The organism is Spirosoma sp. (assembly GCF_048594605.1).
Taxonomy (GTDB): Bacteria; Bacteroidota; Bacteroidia; order Cytophagales; family Spirosomataceae; genus Spirosoma.
In genome coordinates this window covers 15,158-32,960 of sequence record NZ_JBMDWV010000432.1, presented here as the reverse complement: position 1 = coordinate 32,960, position 17,803 = coordinate 15,158, and the positions used below count along the sequence as shown (strand labels likewise).

The 17,803-nt window shown below is 47.4% G+C and carries 17 protein-coding genes; 11 read left to right on the top strand and 6 right to left on the bottom strand.

Annotation, left to right across the window (positions count from 1 at the left end; translation table 11 throughout):
* The 3 genes from ACOJS8_RS27340 to ACOJS8_RS27330 all read left to right on the top strand — a co-directional run.
* The coding region (locus ACOJS8_RS27340; protein ID WP_420151732.1) for a S9 family peptidase at nt 1-1,358 on the top strand (1,358 nt) is incomplete at its 5' end.
* 62 nt (nt 1,359-1,420) lie between these two features.
* Nucleotides 1,421-2,101 carry an NUDIX hydrolase gene (locus ACOJS8_RS27335; protein WP_420151731.1) on the top strand — a complete coding sequence of 227 codons (681 nt, stop codon included), beginning with the start codon at nt 1,421-1,423 and terminating at the stop codon, nt 2,099-2,101.
* A 5-nt stretch (nt 2,102-2,106) separates the two neighbouring features.
* Nucleotides 2,107-2,541: a nucleoside deaminase gene (locus ACOJS8_RS27330; RefSeq protein WP_420151730.1), complete on the top strand. Its 435-nt coding sequence runs from the start codon at nt 2,107-2,109 to the stop codon at nt 2,539-2,541.
* Nucleotides 2,542-2,636: 95 nt separating this feature from the next.
* Here the strand turns inward: ACOJS8_RS27330 and ACOJS8_RS27325 are convergent, their stop codons facing one another.
* The gene (locus ACOJS8_RS27325; RefSeq protein ID WP_420151729.1) at nt 2,637-3,521 is read right to left on the bottom strand and encodes an OmpA/MotB family protein; all 885 of its coding nucleotides are present in this window, start codon (nt 3,519-3,521) and stop codon (nt 2,637-2,639) included.
* Nucleotides 3,522-3,768: 247 nt separating this feature from the next.
* Between ACOJS8_RS27325 and ACOJS8_RS27320 the strand changes: the two genes are divergently transcribed.
* The gene (locus tag ACOJS8_RS27320) at nt 3,769-4,890 is read left to right on the top strand and encodes a lactonase family protein (protein WP_420151728.1); all 1,122 of its coding nucleotides are present in this window, start codon (nt 3,769-3,771) and stop codon (nt 4,888-4,890) included.
* Nucleotides 4,891-5,069: 179 nt separating this feature from the next.
* On the top strand, nt 5,070-5,666 hold the full coding sequence (locus ACOJS8_RS27315; protein WP_420151727.1) for a 3-keto-disaccharide hydrolase: 597 nt from the start codon (nt 5,070-5,072) through the stop codon (nt 5,664-5,666).
* Nucleotides 5,667-5,759: 93 nt separating this feature from the next.
* Here the strand turns inward: ACOJS8_RS27315 and ACOJS8_RS27310 are convergent, their stop codons facing one another.
* Entirely contained in the window at nt 5,760-6,254 is a 495-nt protein-coding gene (locus tag ACOJS8_RS27310; RefSeq protein WP_420151726.1) for a VOC family protein, read from the bottom strand.
* A 129-nt stretch (nt 6,255-6,383) separates the two neighbouring features.
* Here ACOJS8_RS27310 and ACOJS8_RS27305 point away from each other — a divergent pair, with 129 nt between their 5' ends.
* A complete protein-coding gene (locus ACOJS8_RS27305) occupies nt 6,384-9,671 on the top strand; it encodes a S41 family peptidase (RefSeq protein ID WP_420151725.1) in 3,288 nt (1,095 codons plus the stop codon).
* 135 nt (nt 9,672-9,806) lie between these two features.
* Entirely contained in the window at nt 9,807-10,454 is a 648-nt protein-coding gene (locus ACOJS8_RS27300) for a hypothetical protein (protein ID WP_420151724.1), read from the top strand.
* A gap of 74 nt (nt 10,455-10,528) precedes the next feature.
* Here the strand turns inward: ACOJS8_RS27300 and ACOJS8_RS27295 are convergent, their stop codons facing one another.
* Nucleotides 10,529-11,119 carry a hypothetical protein gene (locus tag ACOJS8_RS27295; RefSeq protein WP_420151723.1) on the bottom strand — a complete coding sequence of 197 codons (591 nt, stop codon included), beginning with the start codon at nt 11,117-11,119 and terminating at the stop codon, nt 10,529-10,531.
* Between the two features lie 149 nt (nt 11,120-11,268).
* A complete protein-coding gene (locus ACOJS8_RS27290) occupies nt 11,269-11,760 on the bottom strand; it encodes a DUF6265 family protein (protein ID WP_420151722.1) in 492 nt (163 codons plus the stop codon).
* Nucleotides 11,761-11,913: 153 nt separating this feature from the next.
* On the opposite strand from ACOJS8_RS27290, the gene ACOJS8_RS27285 reads away from it, so the two are divergent.
* From ACOJS8_RS27285 to ACOJS8_RS27270, 4 genes are all read left to right on the top strand, one after another.
* Nucleotides 11,914-12,819, top strand: a complete 906-nt coding sequence (locus tag ACOJS8_RS27285) for a DnaJ C-terminal domain-containing protein (protein ID WP_420151721.1) — start codon at nt 11,914-11,916, stop codon at nt 12,817-12,819.
* Nucleotides 12,820-12,831: 12 nt separating this feature from the next.
* Nucleotides 12,832-13,128 carry a chaperone modulator CbpM gene (locus tag ACOJS8_RS27280; RefSeq protein ID WP_420151720.1) on the top strand — a complete coding sequence of 99 codons (297 nt, stop codon included), beginning with the start codon at nt 12,832-12,834 and terminating at the stop codon, nt 13,126-13,128.
* Between the two features lie 131 nt (nt 13,129-13,259).
* Complete coding sequence (locus ACOJS8_RS27275; protein ID WP_420151719.1) at nt 13,260-13,613, top strand: hypothetical protein; 354 nt, start codon at nt 13,260-13,262, stop codon at nt 13,611-13,613.
* A gap of 145 nt (nt 13,614-13,758) precedes the next feature.
* Complete coding sequence (locus ACOJS8_RS27270) at nt 13,759-14,823, top strand: P1 family peptidase (protein ID WP_420151718.1); 1,065 nt, start codon at nt 13,759-13,761, stop codon at nt 14,821-14,823.
* A 70-nt stretch (nt 14,824-14,893) separates the two neighbouring features.
* On the opposite strand, the gene ACOJS8_RS27265 is transcribed toward ACOJS8_RS27270, so the two are convergent.
* Both ACOJS8_RS27265 and ACOJS8_RS27260 read right to left on the bottom strand, forming a co-directional pair.
* The gene (locus tag ACOJS8_RS27265) at nt 14,894-16,954 is read right to left on the bottom strand and encodes an OPT family oligopeptide transporter (RefSeq protein WP_420151717.1); all 2,061 of its coding nucleotides are present in this window, start codon (nt 16,952-16,954) and stop codon (nt 14,894-14,896) included.
* 82 nt (nt 16,955-17,036) lie between these two features.
* Nucleotides 17,037-17,705, bottom strand: a complete 669-nt coding sequence (locus ACOJS8_RS27260) for a helix-turn-helix domain-containing protein (RefSeq protein WP_420151733.1) — start codon at nt 17,703-17,705, stop codon at nt 17,037-17,039.
* Nucleotides 17,706-17,803: the final 98 nt, after the last annotated feature.

Sequence of the window (17,803 nt, the reverse complement as noted above, 5' to 3'; positions counted from 1 at the left end):
ATCGTGAGCAGGACAATGCTATTGTCTTTATTCCGGCCAATGGATCAGGAACACGTACTACCGTACTGGCCGAAACGGGGAAAAGTTATGGTTCACCGGAAGTTTCGCCCGATGGAAAGCAACTTGCCTTTTCCGTAACGTCATCAACGGGCGTCAACGCCGTGCAGATTGGTCTGGCCACGCTCAACGGTGCAACAGCCTCGAATATCCAGCTCGTTACGTTCGATCGCGCTGCTATGAATCTGACCTGGACGGAAACGGCAACGCAGGCAAAAGGTAAAAAAGGAGCGCCTACTTATGCCATTTATTTTACTGCTTCCTCCAACGGAGGTGCTCCCCTCTACCGACTCGATCCAGCTACGCGTCAGGTTACTCAACTAACTGATTTTGAGAAGGGGGTCACGAGTTTCGACGTAGCAGGCAATCAGGTTGTGCTGGCCCGCACCGAGGTAGTTAATCCATCGGAACTTTATTTGACCGATGCAACCGCCAAAAACCAAACAAAGCTGACGAATCATAACGACTGGGTAGCGCAAAAACAACTCAGTTTGCCCGAAAAACGGACTTACAAAAATTCGCTTGGGCAAACCGTCGATTATTGGATCATGAAGCCCGCGTTTGTTGACGCTGGTAAAAAATATCCGCTTCTATTAAATATGCACGGTGGACCGACAGCTATGTGGGGGCCGGGCGAAGCATCGATGTGGCATGAGTTCCAGTACATGTGTTCGCAGGGGTACGGTATTGTGTACGCAAATCCGCGCGGATCAGGCGGTTATGGCATTACTTTTCAGCGGGCTAATATAAAAGACTGGGGTATTGGCCCAACTGAGGACGTACTGGCCGCGGCAACGGATGCGGCTAAAGAAGCCTGGGTCGACACGAGTCGGCAAGTGATTACGGGTGGCTCCTACGCAGGCTATCTTACGGCCTGGATCGTTGGTCATGACAACCGCTTCAAAGCTGCTTTTGCCCAGCGGGGTGTTTATGACCTCACTACGTTCCTCGGCGAAGGAAACGCCTGGCGGCTGATTCCTGGCTATTTTGACTACCCTTGGTCGGCTGATGCCAAGGTGCTGGATGCCAACTCGCCTTATACGTTTGTTCAGAATATTAAAACGCCTTTGCTTATCAAACATGGCGAGAATGACCTCAGAACGGGTATTATTCAAAGTGAAATGCTTTACAAAAGTCTGAAGATACTTGGCCGATCGGTTGAATACGTTCGGATGCCTGGCGCTACGCACGAACTCAGCCGTTCGGGAAATGTTCGCCAACGTATTGACCGACTGCTACGTATCTACGAATTCTTCGAACGCTACGTCGGTACCGAAGCACAGAAATCAACCATAAAGTAACACAGGTGAAATTTCGCTTAAACCAAATAAAATGAGGGGTTCTATCCGTATTACGTAATACCATGTCTATAAAAAAAGAAGCCCTTCAGGAGGCACACAAGTTCCGGTTCTGGAAAAGCCAGATGGAAGCTAATGGAATGAAGATCAACGACATCAAAGACTATTACATTCGGTACCGGCACAACGGCGAAGTATTGTTTGCGATGCTGGAGGTTGATGCCGACACGCCCGAAGGCGATAAAATTCCACCCGCTTTATTCCTTAAAGGACATGCAGCCTCCATGCTGGTTTGCCTGATCGATAAAGAAACAAAAGAGAAATTTGTTGTTTTGGTGAAGCAACGGCGCATTGCCGATGGCTCACAAACGTACGAACACCCTGCCGGAATGGTTGATGCTAGTGATGCAGCCGACGACGTAGCCGCTCGCGAAATTGGCGAAGAGATCGGATTACACGTAACGGCCAACGAATTGACCCGCCTGAATCCACACGCGTGGTATCCAAGCACAGGCACCAGCGATGAAGGCATGCATTTTTTTTATATTGAGCGGGAAATGACGCGCGATGAAATCATGTCTTTCCATCTTAAAAATATGGGTAGTGAAGCTGAATTTGAACGTATCACCAGCGTAATTGCTACGTTACCCGAATCCCAAAAACTCATCACCAACGTCAACGGGCTGTTACTCAATTTTTTGTATTTAAAGCACGTTGGCGATTACGAAACAATGAAACTACTCTAAACTTTATGGATGAATTCATGCAGGAGGCCATCAATCAGGCCCGCAAAAGTTTGAGTGAGGGTGGCATTCCTATTGGCTCGGCACTCATTAAGAATGGACAGTTAGTTGCTTCCGGTCACAACAAACGCGTACAGGAGAACAACCCGATTCTGCACGGCGAAATGGATTGCCTCAATAATGCCGGACGAGTTGGCTCATTCAGGGATACAGTAATTTATTCCACGCTGATGCCCTGCTATATGTGTGCAGGTACGATTGTTCAGTTCAAAATTCCGAAAGTGATCGTTGGTGAATCGCGTACATTTCCCGGCGCCCGCGAATTTATGGAACAACACGGTGTTGAAGTCGTTGACCTTGATTTGCCCGAATGCGTGGAGATGATGAATCAATTTATTGCAGCAAAACCAGAGGTCTGGAACGAAGATATTGGTGAATTATAACGTAGTGGTGTTGAAGTTCGCCACCACTACGTGCACAAAAAAGTCCTAATCCGAAATTTCGGATTAGGACTTTTTCAGTTAAGCGTATCAAGTGATCATTTGCTGCCGCCTGCCTGGCCACTCGACAACAGATTGAAGAACTGATCCAGTTTTGGCGTAATGATAATTTCCGTACGACGGTTCTGCTGACGACCAGTAGCTGTCATATTATCATCTTTTGGAGCAAATTCAGACCGGCCACCGGCTGTAAGGCGTTCAGGAGCAACGCCAAATTTTGCTTGCAGTGTCCGCACAACCGACGTAGCACGCAGGGCGCTCAAGTCCCAGTTGTCTTTAATCGAAGCTGTCGAAATGGGGACGGCATCGGTGTGACCTTCAACCAGAATATCCAGTTCTTTGTGGTCGTTTACCACTTTAGCTACTTTGCCCAGTACGGTTTCAGCTTTAGGAGTAATGTCGTAGCTACCCGATTTGAACAGCAGTTTATCCGAAATCGATACGTAAACAACACCTTTTTTCACTTCAACCTGTACGTCCTGATCGTTGATATCGTCCAGCGACCGTTTCAGGCTCATCACTAAAGCTAGGTTGAGCGAATCTTTCCGTTGAATGGAAGCATTCAGATTGTTGGTATACTTAGTTTGCTCATTCAGCGTTTCCAGCGATTTTTTGATACTTTCAGCACCGGACTTGCTCACGATCGACAGATCCGACATCCGATCAAGGAGGTTCGTATTCGTCTTTTTCAGGTAATCAATCTGTGCCTGTAAGTCACTCACTTGCTTATCTTTACCCTGCAGGTCAGTGTCTTTAGCCGATAACTGATTCCGAAGATCAGTGGTACGTTGATCACAGTCGCTTAACGATGCAATGGCTTTATCACGAGCTTCTTGCAGAGATTTAATTTCGGCCAGCCGCTTCTTACTGTTACAGGAAGCCAGCATTGCCACAGCCGTAAAAACAATCAAAACGCGTTTCATAGATATAGAATTGGAAGACAAAAGTTAGGTCAAATGCGCCGGTAACCCGGCAAATTTTTCACAAAAGTAAGTGTTTATGAATTATCATCTAATGCCTACTTCCATCTAAAACATTTCTAATTGGATTATTTCCCTATTTGCCCCCTAAAATTTTTAAAAGGTGGTATCTATCCCATTTGCTCACCATAAAAAATGTCGGTAGTTTATCCGTATTATTTACTTCTTAATGAGACCTATCATTCGTCGTATGAAACCGTTTTTTTTGAGTATTCTAGCCGGGATAAGCTTGATGGCGCAGGCACAGTCATCGAAGGAGATAATGTACGTTGGAACGTATTCTGTTCGGGGCAGCGAAGGCATTTATGTTTTCGAGTTTGACCGCAAAACGGGTGCCATGAATCAGATTCAAACCGTCTCGAACGGAAAAAATCCGTCGTTTCTGGCCATTCATCCGTCTGGTAATTATTTATACGCAGTGAACGAAGGCCCGGATAAACTGGGGGGAGCCAGCGCCTATTCGATTGATAAAGCGACCGGAAAATTACGGTTCCTGAACAGCCAATCAACCCTGGGGAGCGGACCTTGTCATGTTAGTGTCGACAAAACCGGAAAAACTGCGTTTGTTTCCAATTATGGGGGCGGCAGCCTGGCCGTTTTCCCTATTGAGGCTGATGGAAAAATAAGCGCTGCGTCTGACAGCGTTCAGGATTCGGGAACCGGCCCGAATGAAAAGCGGCAGGAAAAACCGCACGTTCACTCAGCAACAATCGCGCCCGACAATCGATTCGTTTACGTAGCAGATTTAGGCACAGACAAACTCAATATATTCGCTATTGACCCAAAAACCAGTACAGTAAAGCCTGCTTCGACGCCTTATGCGAGCGTAAAGCCGGGATCGGGGCCGCGTCATTTCACGTTTCACCCGAATGGGAAATACGGCTACCTAGTTGAGGAACTGACCTCAACGGTTGCTACGTTCTCACGAAATGCACAAACGGGTGCCCTGACACTTCTTGAAGACAATCTTAAAACACTACCTGACGATTTTACGGGCCAAAACACAAGTGCCGACATTCACATTGACCCCTCAGGTAAGTTTCTCTATCAGTCGAATCGGGGCGCTAATACACTGGCAATTTTCTCAATCAGCAACGATGGTAAACTAACGAAAATCGGCGATCAGCCAACCGAAGGTAAGACACCCCGGAATTTCTTAATTGACCCAAAAGGTGACTTCATCTTCGTAGCACATCAGGATTCCGATAATATCACCATTTTCAAACGTGATCAAAGGACGGGCAAGCTAACGTATACGGGTCAGTCGGTGAACGTACCGGCCGCCGTTTGTGTACTTATGGCTAATCAATAGAGGTGCATAGACTTACTATTGACCGAAATCAGACCCATTTTTGTTTTCGATGCGCTTGAGCTATGCTAATCTCAGGAGGTGGTTTTTAGGTTCAGATACAGCAGAAATAAATCAATCACCTTAGTTTTACCATCGAATAAAATATAAATCAATTCACTTACTCTAAAACTGCGGACTCAATGAAATACGGCATTGGCTTTGGCCTTCTGTTATTGGTACTGGCCTTTACGGCACCGACCAAGACCATTAAGCTCTTTAACGGAAAAGATCTTTCCGGCTGGAAAATTTACGGTACCGAAAAATGGTACGTCGACAACGGTGAACTGGTCTGCGAAAGTGGTCCCGACAAAGGATACGGTTATTTGGCAACCGAAAAATTCTACAAAAATTTCGACCTGACAGTAGAGTTCAAGCAGGAAGCCAATGGTAATAGTGGTGTGTTTTTCCGTTCAACCATCGAAGGCACAAAAGTGAGTGGCTGGCAGGTCGAAGTAGCTCCACCGAATCATGATACAGGAGGCATTTATGAATCGTACGGGCGGGGCTGGTTAATTCAGATACCTGACGAAAAAGAAACGATTCTGAAACCAGAGCAATGGAATAAAATGCGAATTCGTGTTGAAGGTGATCACGTACAGACTTTCCTCAACGGCAAAGAGATGGTCAATATGCATGACGAAAAGATCGGTACTGCTGATGGGTCAATCGCCCTGCAAATTCATGATGGCGGAGGTATTAAAGTTCGCTGGAAAAACCTGGAATTGAAACCATTGTAGTTAACGTAACAGAAAAGCCGTGAAGCGGCAGGTTGGTTGTAAAAGCAAAAAGCAATTATAAACAACCTGCCGCTTCACGGCTTTTCTGTTACGTTATTTAATTTCTTCTAACAAGCCTTCCAGATCCAACGGATGTGTATACATCTCAATCGAACCATCAGTCTTCTGCGGCCACTGTTCGCGAGGCCGATCCCAGTATAGCTCAACCCCGTTCCGATCGGGATCATTTAGGTAGATAGCTTCCGATACACCATGATCCGATGCCCCTGTAATAGGATATTTCGCATCGATAAGTCGCTGAAGAGCCACAGCTAAATCCCGGCGAGTGGGATACAAAATAGCCGTATGAAACAGTCCTGCGTTACGTACCGGCGCGGGTGGAGCGTCTTTACTATACCATGTATTCAGCCCAATATGGTGATGATATCCTCCAGCCGAAATAAAAGCAGCCTCTTTGCCATACATCGTAATTAAAGTAAAACCCAGCAGATCCCGATAAAAAGCGAGCGAACGATCAAGATCGGCAACTTTTAAATGAACATGCCCAATACGTGTTTGATCAGGAATAGTGTAGGGAGACTGGTCCATAGTGTGTAAATTTAGAAGCGATTCGCATTTTCTTTCAAAAGGGTCAACCAGAGTAATAGCCTGCGCATCCTTCTGAAAAAGAATCGTTTCGAGAACAAGATTGGATCAGAAATAAATTCCCTTGACTTAATGCGCACGTCTTCAAAACAACGGCTGATTTATTACCTGATAGCCTTGTCTGCTACGTTTCCGACTCTGGGACAAACGCCATCTACGACTTTTACACCAAAATTCGCTTTTGCCGAACCCAGTCTTTCGCCTGATGGATTGGAAGTATCCTTTGTCTCCGGGGGCGACATCTGGACCGTACCGACCAGCGGGGGCGAAGCACGGCTGCTGGTTTCCCATCCAGATAATGAATCTCGCCCGTTGTATTCGCCGGATGGCAGGTATCTGGCTTTTGCATCATCACGGACAGGTAACGGTGACATTTACCTACTCACGCTGGAAACGGGCGCAATCAAGCGGTTGACCTACGACGATGGTGCGGAGGTACTCAATGCCTGGTCACGCGATGGAAAGATGGTTTATTTTCAATCGACCAGTCGGGATATTTCGGGCATGAACGACATCTATCGGGTAGCTATTACGGGAGGTACACCGATGGCTGTTACGGCAGATCGCTACGCGAACGAATTCTATGGTACTCCCTCTCCCGACGGTAAAACGTTAGCCTTTTCAGCGCGTGGCATTGCCTCAAATCAGTGGTGGCGAAAAGGACGTAGTCACCTCGACGAAGCGGAGATCTGGCTTTACCGTCTGGACGCCAAAAAACTAGAAACGGCCTACGAGCAGGTTTCCGAAAGCGGTGCCAAAGAACTCTGGCCAATGTGGAGTCCGGATAGCAAAACGCTTTACTACGTATCAGACCGAAATCAGGCACAAAATCTATGGTCGCATCCTATTTCGGGAAAGCCCACCATGCTGACTACGTTTACAAGTGGTCGGGTATTGTGGCCAACCATCAGTTACGATGGAAAAACAATTGTGTTTGAACGTGATTTTGGTCTCTGGAAATATGATATTGCCAGCCGCCAGGCTACGCCGATTTCTATTCGGCTCCGGGGGGTTGCAGCCAGCCCTGCGGTTGATCATCTCAAACAAACAAACCAGTTTAGGGAACTTGCTCTGTCGCCAGATGGGAAAAAAGTAGCGTTTACGATTCATGGGGAAGTATTTGCAGCTTCAGCTAAAGATGGTGGAGATGCAACGCGAATTAGCCATACAGCCGCTAATGAAACGCAGCCCGTCTGGATGCCCAACAGCCGAAGCCTCGTCTACGTATCAACCCGCGATGGAGCTGCGCATCTGTATCGTTATGACATTGCCACCCGCGAGGAAACTCGCCTGACAAACGATCCGCTGGATGATAGTTCACCCGTTTTTTCGCCGGACGGGAAATCACTGGCTTTTATTCGTAACGGTCAGGAATTACGTGTTCTGGATCTGGCAACAAAAAAAGAACGAATATTGAAAAAGGGTTATCTAGGTCGTCCACCCTTTGCGGTTTCAGGTTCCGTGATATGGTCGCCGGATAGCCGATGGATCGCGTTTGCATCGTTTGGCGCTAAAACCTTCCGGAATATTTCCGTTGTTCCAGCAACGGGCGGAGACAGCAAACCCATCAGTTTTCTGGCTAATACGTTCGGTGGTAACTTAAGCTGGAGCCCCGATGGAAAATACATTCTGTTCGGTACGACCCAACGTACTGAAACTGCACAGATTGCCCGAATTGATCTGGTTCCTCGATCACCTAAGTTTCGGGAAGACCAGTTCCGGGATCTGTTCAACGAAGAAATTCCGAAAACACTAAAGCCCGTCACCGTAACGCCAACCAGCGCCAAAACAGCCGTTCGCGATACCGTTGCCAAGGTTGACACGGCCGATAAAGCCGGACGTAGCGGATCTACAAAAATCGTTTTTGAGGATATCCGTCAGCGGCTGAGTCTGTTACCGGTAGGCGTAGATGTCGATGCGCACTCGATCAGCAAGGATGGCAAAATACTGTTGTTAATCGCTACAGTTGCGGGTCAGCAAAATTTATATACGTATTCACTGGATGAGCTCGGTCGTGAACAGAGCGTAGCGCGGCAGTTGACCTCAACGCCCGGCAGTAAAAGCGGAGCTCAGTTCTCGCCTGATGGCAAAGAAGTTTTTTACATCGATCAGGGGCGTATTCAATCCATTACGTTGGATCGGCGCGAACCAAAACCGCTGAGCATAACGGCCGAAATGGATGTTGATTTCAACGACGAAAAGGTGCAGGTTTTTCGGCAGGCGTGGGATGTTCAGAACAAAGGATTTTATGATTCTACCTTTCATGGCATCAATTGGAAAGCGATTCGCACTGAATATGAACCGCTGGCCGCTGGCGCTCGCACACCCGACGAACTACGTCGACTGATTAGCCTGATGCTCGGCGAACTGAATGCGTCGCATTCGGGTATTTCGGCACCGGCCGGTTCTATTCAGACAACAACAGGCCGGCTTGGGCTGCGTTTCGACCGAACAGAGTACGAAACTTCCGGTCGACTACGTATTACGGAAGTGGTTGACCTGGGACCAGCCGCTGTAGCAGGAACGATAAAGCCCGGCGACTATCTGCTGGCTGTAGATGATACCAAAATCAACGCGACGACAAACCTGGATCAACTGCTAGAAAACCAGGTTAATCGTCGGGTTACGCTCCAGGTTGCGTCATCAGCCAGTGCCCCTCCACGCGAAGTAGTACTACGTCCCGTCAATCTGACAACGGAAAAAGGCTTGCTTTACAAACAATGGGTTCAGCAGCAACGGGAGTACGTTAACAAAATCAGCAGCGGGCGGCTCGGCTACGTTCATCTGTATGATATGTCAGCGGAATCACTGGCGCAGCTGAATATCGACCTGGATGCGGATAATCACGCGCGTGAAGGCGTGGTAGTTGATGTTCGTAACAACAATGGTGGCTTCGTGAACGCTTATGCGCTGGACGTATTTACGCGTAAAGGCTACATGGCCATGACGCCCCGTGGCTTACCTGCAGCTCCGGCAAGAACACAGTTAGGCCAGAGGGCATTGGAAAGCCCCACAATTTTGGTAACGAATCAACATTCGCTTTCAGACGCGGAAGATTTTACAGAAGGATACCGTACGCTTAAGTTGGGTAAAGTGGTCGGTGAGCCTACGGCTGGCTGGATTATTTACACTTCGGCAGCCCAACTCATCGATGGGTCAAACGTACGATTGCCTTTTATTAAAATTACTGATAACGCAGGCAAAAACATGGAACTAGCTCCCCGCCCGGTCGACATTATGGTTGTACGTCCGATTGGCGAGAGTTATACTGGCAAAAGCATTCAGTTAGATAAGGCAGTCTCCGAATTGCTCAAAGAGCTGAACGATGCGAAATCGTCAAAGGTCAGCAGCGGAAAATAAGCAAAACATAACAACTGGCCGATTGTGATCGGATGGCCATAATCGGCCAGTTGTTAACCGTTTTAGGTCATTTAGTAAGTGCGGCTCTTTGCTGGCTAACGTAATACGTAGCTTTCAGGCCTAAACAGACAAACTATGTCTTTTATTCACACACTTATTATCTGGCTACCAGCTTATTTAACCATGACAATCTCAAACGGTCAATCCATCCCGAAATCTATTACCGGAGAATATTATTTAACTGACGTTCGCGAAGTTGGCTCTGGCATCAAGCTTAATCCCGACGCTACGTTTGAATTTTTCTTTGCGTACGGTGCGCTGGATCGCTTTGGCAGTGGCACCTGGAAACAACATGGAAGCCAGATCATCCTGACAAGCCGACCACGACCCGAGAAAGATTTTGCACTCGTCACTAGCCAGACGGTTCCCGGCAACAAACTGACGATACGTATCATTGATTCGAATAAGCACTTGCTGCGCTACGTATCCATTGTTGCCCAAAACGATACAGATGTGCTACACGAAACAACCGATGCAGAAGGAAAAGTTAGTTTTGCCCGACAAGCTCTGAAGTCAATTTCACTACGCTTTGAATTATGTCCGGATCGGTATTCCGTTTTTGAGGTTACGAACCAGACACACAACTATTACGAGTTTCGATTTGAGCCCTGGATCTCCGAAGTTTTCTTTGAGAACGTAGTGTATACACTCTCAGAAGGCGAACTCAGCGGGCCGCATCCCTTACTGGAGCCGGGAAAAACGTATTCGTTCGAGCGTAACTAACGTAACAACCACAGGCAAAAACAAACAGCCCACTCCGATCGATCGGAGTGGGCTGTCTGCTGTGAAAAAGTGGATTAACGGCGTCCGCCACCGATGTCTACGCCAACCTTAATTCCTAAGTATGCGTTTTCAGTGGTGACTTCCAGAGCCGATGTATTGTTCTTACTGGTTGGTACAGCATTGTATTCAACAGAAGCAACGAAGTGACCAGCTTTAATACCGCCCCGAATCATGCCGCCAAATTTGGTATCGCTTACTAGTTCAATGTTCCGGTTTGGCTGTCCATTGCTGCTGATAACAACCGTACCACCCGCACCAATTGTATACAAACCAGCCCCTACGCCAAGAAAAGGCCGAACGCCACCAGTTCCGAACAAATAGCTACCGGTGAGCAGATAGGATGCAAATGCGCCTACATCACCTGTGTACGTATTGCCATTTTGTTGTACTCCCCGCGCAACTGAAGCCAGTTCCAGACGAAGGCCCAGATCGAAATTATCAGAAAGGCCATATTTGGGCTCTACGGCAGCCAGAAACCCGCCTGATACGCCTGCGTTAAGGGGTTTGGCATAGCCAACAGATACATTTACTTTAAACGGTTTGTACTCCTGAGCGGTGGCAGAGATTGCAACCAGCATCAATAATCCTGCAAGATAAACTCTCATAGCTGTAGTGTTAAATAGTGAAGTTTTGGAAAACTGGCATTATAACTGAGCTCTGAGTAATCTTGTTTAATTTTTATGTTTATTAGTTTAGCGTTAAATAATGTACACACAACTATACTGGCTGAAAATCAGATTAAAAGACGCTACCTTTATTTGACTCGATTAAATACGAATAAATCATTAAACGCCCACCTACCGTCCTTTTGCATTCCCCGCTGAATAACGAGCTGATCGGGCGAACGCTTTTCGTAAATGATGCGGATAGAGCCATCTTCTTTTTCAAAAAGGGCTTTGTCTTTACTAGCCTCTATAAACTTGTAGCAATCCGATTTATCCTTCTCCTCCTGCCCTATCAGACCAGGCTTAAAATGTTTGACGAGTACGATTGGCCCCTGTTCGGTTTGTTCAAAAATTAGCATTTCATACATCGTAACCTTGCTATCCTTCATCATTCGCATAAACCCTGTCAGGTTGTCGCCTTCTGGAGCTACCCAGGAAGCATCAATTGGCCCGCCATTGAACGTACCGCGCCAGCGCCCTTCCATAAAACTAACATCGGCCAGAGAACCTTTTTGGGCGTAGGTAGTAAACGATGCCAAAAAACAGATCAGTAAAAATTGGGTAAAGCATGTAATTTTCATGTAGGCCTGGGTTAACGTATAATTTAAACAGTAAGCTATAGAGTTGAGCTATTTACCTGTTAAGTGCGTTTTTTGTCCTCCTTCTTTTCACAACCTTCCTAACTTCTTCCGTGTTTATTAGATGATTATCAACCCATACATTCCCACCCAACCATGGATTTTGTTGATTATTACAGCGTTCTGGGCATCCCTAAAACAGCCTCAGACGAAGATATCAAGAAAGCGTACCGTAAACTGGCCCGTAAACACCATCCGGACCTCAATCCAAATGACGCGGAAGCTAACAAGAAATTTCAGCAGATTAACGAAGCCAATGAGATTCTGAGCGATCCGGAGAAACGGAAGAAATACGACCAGTATGGCAAAGACTGGCAACATGCCGAGCAGTTTGAGGAAGCCCGACGGCAGCAACAGCAATACCGTCAGCAGTATGGTCAGGACGGAGGACGCGAATACGACTTCTCGGATGGGTTCGGTGGAGCCGACTTCTCAGATTTTCTTTCGTCCATGTTCGGGCAGGAAGGAGGGCCAGGTAGAGGACGTCAGGTTAAATTCAAAGGGCAAGATTATCAGGCCGAACTTCACATCAACCTGCGCGATGCTTACGCAACGCACAAACAGACATTAACCGTCGATGGTAAGAATATTCGGATTACGGTTCCGGCAGGTATAGAAAACGGCCAGAAAATTAAGCTGGCAGGATACGGTTCACCTGGCGTTAATGGTGGCCCCAGTGGCGACTTGTACATTACGTTTGTTATCGCCGATGATGCCCGCTACAAGCGCAAAGGCAACGATATTTACGTTGATGAAGAAATTGACCTATATACCGCTATGCTGGGCGCAGAACGTATTGTGGAAACGATGGATGGCAAAGTCAAACTGACCGTCAAACCCGAAACCCAGTCAGGAACGAAAGTTCGGCTCAAAGGCAAAGGTTTTCCAGTTTATAAGCAGGACGGTACGTTCGGAGATTTGTACATTACGTGGCAAGTAAAACTCCCGACCAACTTAACCGAGCAGCAGAAAGAGTTATTCCGTCAGTTAGCCGCTCTTTAACCTATTGAACTTATGCAAACGGCCCAATTAATTTCTGTCCGTGAGTTTTGCGTGCATCATCATGTCGAAATCACGTTTATCGAAACCTTAGCCAACAACGGCCTGATTGAAATCACAACGGTCGAGCGCGCGATTTATGTCCATCCGGAGCAGCTGGGCCGACTAGAGAAATTTGTTCGCCTGCATCAGGACCTCTCGATTCATACCGACGATCTGGACGTAGTAAGCGATCTCCTGGATCGTGTCGAAAGTCTGCAACAACAGGTCACTAGCCTACAAAATCGTCTGATCTTTTACGAACCTCTGTAAGAATTACTAGAACGCCCATGCGAACAACCCTGCCTTATTTATCTCTGCTATTTTTTCTTTACAGTTGCGGACAGCGCTCTTCAAAAACGGAATCAATTCAAACAACGGATTCGGTAGAAAATTCCATATCAATGGCTGCTTCTAAACCCGACACTATGTGTTTCCGGCAAGTTGTTGGCCGCGATTCCACTACGTTACAACTGGTAGTACAGGATTCGGCTGTAACGGGACAGTTGAACGTAGTGCCTTATGAAAAGGACCAGGCTCGCGGTTCTATTCAGGGTACGCTAACGAACAATCAGGTCATTGCTGATTGGCAACGGTCGGGTGAGGGCGTTACGCAGGCGTATAAAGTTATTTTTACTTTAAAAGGCGATGCTATCACCTGGCGCGAAGGCGAACGTATTGAGGAACAAGGCAAATGGGTGTTAAAAAATCCGACTCAGGGCTATGAATACGTATTAATGAAAACGGAGTGCCAATAAAATAGACTACTTACGATAAGCGTATTTTCAGTAATTGATTTAATTTGGCTTGATAGAATCTAGATAATTCAGCCGCCGAATGCATTTCCATCACTCTCATAAGCTTTTATTCATAACATCTTTCTTTCTGCTCACTGGCTTAACAATGGCGCAAACGCCGAAACGTCCGCGCGACTATGGCATTCGACTCGGTGTAATGCCGACCGGAGCACTTAATGCGATTACTGACGTACCAGGGGTGCAGGTGGGGCAGGTCACCCTCAAGCAGGGGCAGAACATACGAACGGGCGTAACGGCAATTTTGCCACATTCCGGAAACCAGTTTCAGCAGAAAAATCCGGCAGCTATTTATATCGGCAATGGTTTTGGAAAGCTGGCGGGCTTTAGTCAGGTAGACGAACTTGGTAACCTTGAAACGCCAATTGTGCTGACCAATACGTTGAGCGTTCCAGCAGCGGCTGACGCCTTAATTGATTATACATTGACACAGGCTGGTAATGAACAGGTTCGTTCGGTTAACGCGGTTGTTGGCGAAACAAACGACGGTTTTCTAAACGACATTCGTGGACGGCACGTAACGAAGCAGCACGTACTGGATGCGCTACGTCTGGCCAAAACTGGCCCAGTTGAAGAAGGGAACGTTGGTGCTGGGACTGGTACGGTTTGTTTTGGATTCAAAGGCGGCATTGGTACGTCTTCGCGGAAGTTACCCGCTTCGTTGAATGGTTATACCGTTGGCGTATTGGTACAGACGAACTTCGGTGGTACGTTGCAGATTGCCGGGGTGCCAGTTGGCGTAGATCTGGGCCGCTATTCATTCAAAGAAAACCTCGACGGATCGTGTATGATGGTTGTGCTAACCGATGCGCCCCTAGACGCCCGCAACCTCAAACGCCTGGCTAAGCGTGCGTTTATGGGGTTGGCGCGTACGGGAGGAATTGCCTCCAACGGAAGTGGTGACTACGTTATCGCCGTATCAACCGCTTACCAGATTCCCCACGAAACGATCAGTCCATTCGATGAAGTGAAGTTGCTACGTAACGATAACGTATCGGCATTATTTATGGCTGCTATTGAAGCTACGGAGGAAGCCATTATTAATTCACTTTTTGCCGCTCAAACGCTCACAGGTGATCAAGGCCATAAAGTTGATCAGCTGCCTGTCGAAAAAGTGGTTGATCTGTTGAAAAAAGCGGGACAGGCGCGGTAAATTTTCGATGGGATTAACAGGATCATTACTTCAGCAGACCAATCCTGTTAATCCTATTGAAAGAGATAGTTTATCGCCGTCCTTCCGCCACCCGCCACAATATTGTCGCCAATCCCGCAAAGGCTAATGCACCCAGTAACATATAACCACCTTCACCCAAGGCGTCAGCGAGGGCTGGCTCCAGCGTCATTGCGGCTAAGCCATTATAAATCGATTCGTTGACCGACAACAGGGCAACGCCGACACCGGCCAGCGCCCCACCTGCAACTAAACCCGTAGCAAAAAGATTTCCCTTTCCCAAATCAGCATCCTCCTCAACAATCCCTTTTCGCTTAGCATTCCAGTCCACAATAGCTTTGACAAGGCCACCAGTGAAAATTGGCAACGTAGTGGACAGTGGGAGGTATAACCCCACAGCAAAGGCTAACGCACTAACGCCTACCAACTCAAATACGAAAGCGATAAAGGCACCCACCAATACGAATTGCCAATCAAGATTAAACGACAGCAACCCCTTGATCAGCGTAGCCATCAGCGTTCCCTGAGGAGCCGGGAATTTATCGGAACCGATAGCATGTGTAATTCCCTGCGCCAGCAAATCCGGCGTAGGCGTATCCAGGATTTTTACCGTAGCGCCAACCACCAATGACGAGACAATAACCCCTATAAACAGCGCCATTTGCTGATATTTAGGCGTAGCGCCCACGAGATAGCCCGTTTTTAAATCCTGTGACGTACCACCTGCATTGGCCGCAGCTACGCAAATCATGCTTCCCACGACCAATACCGCCGGTTCATAAATCTTACCCGTCAGACCGAAGGCAATAAAAACGAGTGAGGTTCCCATAATTGTTGCAATCGTCATTCCCGATACGGGCGATGAACTGGACCCAATCAATCCCACGATTCGACTAGCAACCGTCACAAAAAAGAAACCGAAAACAATAACCAGAATAGCGATCAACAGCTTGGTTATAACAGAATCGCCAGGAATTTGAGGAAGTACTACCATCAAGGCCGCCAACACGATGCTGCCAACAATTACGATACGTACGCTCAGATCCTGTTCAGTACGCGGAGTACGTTTACTGGTGGCTAATGCATCTTCCTTTTCAATCGCATTAATGGATGATTTACTAAAACTTTGCTTAAACGAAGAAACAATCGTCGGAATCGTTTTAATCAGCGTCATAAAACCACCTGCCGTAACAGCTCCCGCACCGATTTGCCGAATATAAGCCCGATAGACGGCAGCAGCCGTATCCGTAAACGTGTGCGTCGCTGGATTCCACCCTCCTGGGCCACCTGCAGTTTGTAGATTTGCCAGATAACCAAGCTTTTGCAACTGCAACGCAATGGTATCGCCCGGTACAACCGAGGCCAGTAAAGGAATTAAACCCAGCCAGGCCAGGATACCCCCTCCAACCAACACGGCGGAAATACGGAAACCTATAATGTAGCCAACTCCTAAATATTCCGGTGTAATTTCTCCGGCTACCTGCGCCGATGGAAAGTACCGATTTGTCTGTTTAGTTGCCCAAACGGGTGCTTCAGCTATTACGTGCAATACTTTTTGCAGAAAAGCATAGAGCAAGGCAACTCCCAATCCCTGATAGGCTGTTTTGGCAAAATTACCCCCCTTCTCGCCCGCAATCAATACTGATGCACAGGCTGTTCCCTCGGGATAAGGCAACGTAGCATGTTCCTGCACAATCAATGACCGGCGTAGTGGAATCATCATTAACGTACCAATCAACCCGCCCAGAATCGCCAGAGTTAGAATAGTCCAGTAGTTAAAAAAATCGGCGCCACTCCCGTTCGTCAGAAACAAAAAACCTGGCATGGTAAACACAACTCCGGATGCAATACTTTCTCCCGCCGAGCCCGTCGTCTGAATAATGTTATTTTCGAGAATAGTTGTATTCAGAAACTTCCGGCCCAGAGAAATAGCCAGTACAGCAATCGGAATGGAAGCCGATACAGAAAGGCCCGCTTTCAGCGATAAATAAACCGTAGCCGCTCCAAATAATACACCAAATACCGCACCGGTAATGATCGCTTTTAGCGTAAACTCAGCGGGTGATTCAGTGGCAGGAACGAAGGGTTTGTGAGCAGGTGCGGGCTGGGACATAGTCGTAAAGATTTATCATGCAGATTCATAACGCATGACAAAGTAAGACATTCCCGATAGATACCGAAAAACAGCGGTAATTTTACTGCACCGCCCGCGTCGTATATTGATCCACCAGGTCGCTGGGATGGATTTCCAATACATGTGCCAACACCAGCAGAACAAGTGTTCGGGAGGCAATCCGGCGCGAAATACCGGCAATAGAAGCAAACAGATCGACCGTAATGCTACTGTGCTCACCGAGGTGTTGCATGAGCTTTTTCTCTTTTTCGCCATACGTAAAGCGAATGTCGCGATCGGCCTGTTCCCCTTTCAGGATTTCGCGTACTTCACGACTGGCCTGAACCGATTTGTCACCTACGCGCACGTAGGCCTTCTTATCGTCAGGATTAGCCGGATCGGGAATAACGTAGTGCGGGCGAGTTGGGCTACGGGGCACACGGATTACGAGAACTTCGCGTTCGTCGTAAAGCTGAACACGCTCGATGGTGTAAGAAATTCGCGGAAAACAATACTTGTTAATGGCACGAACAAGTAAATATTCATCTTCATCGGCGTATTTCAGTCCCGGAATAGTTTTGTTATCAGCGACGCCGATGAGCATGATACCACCGTTTGTATTAGCGAAGGCTACCACGCCCCGAATAATTTTCTCGGGATGGTTTGTTTTCAGCTTGAACTCTAAATTGCTCCCCTCTCCCCGTTTAACCAGGTTTTTGAGTGCTTGATAGTCCATAACCGATGGGTTCATCTGGTTGAGCACCGAATTGGGTCCTTCCGGACTGGGATAAATATACGGCTTTTCCACAAACATGCAAGAGTTTAGCCTACATCTCTATTTTACGTTGA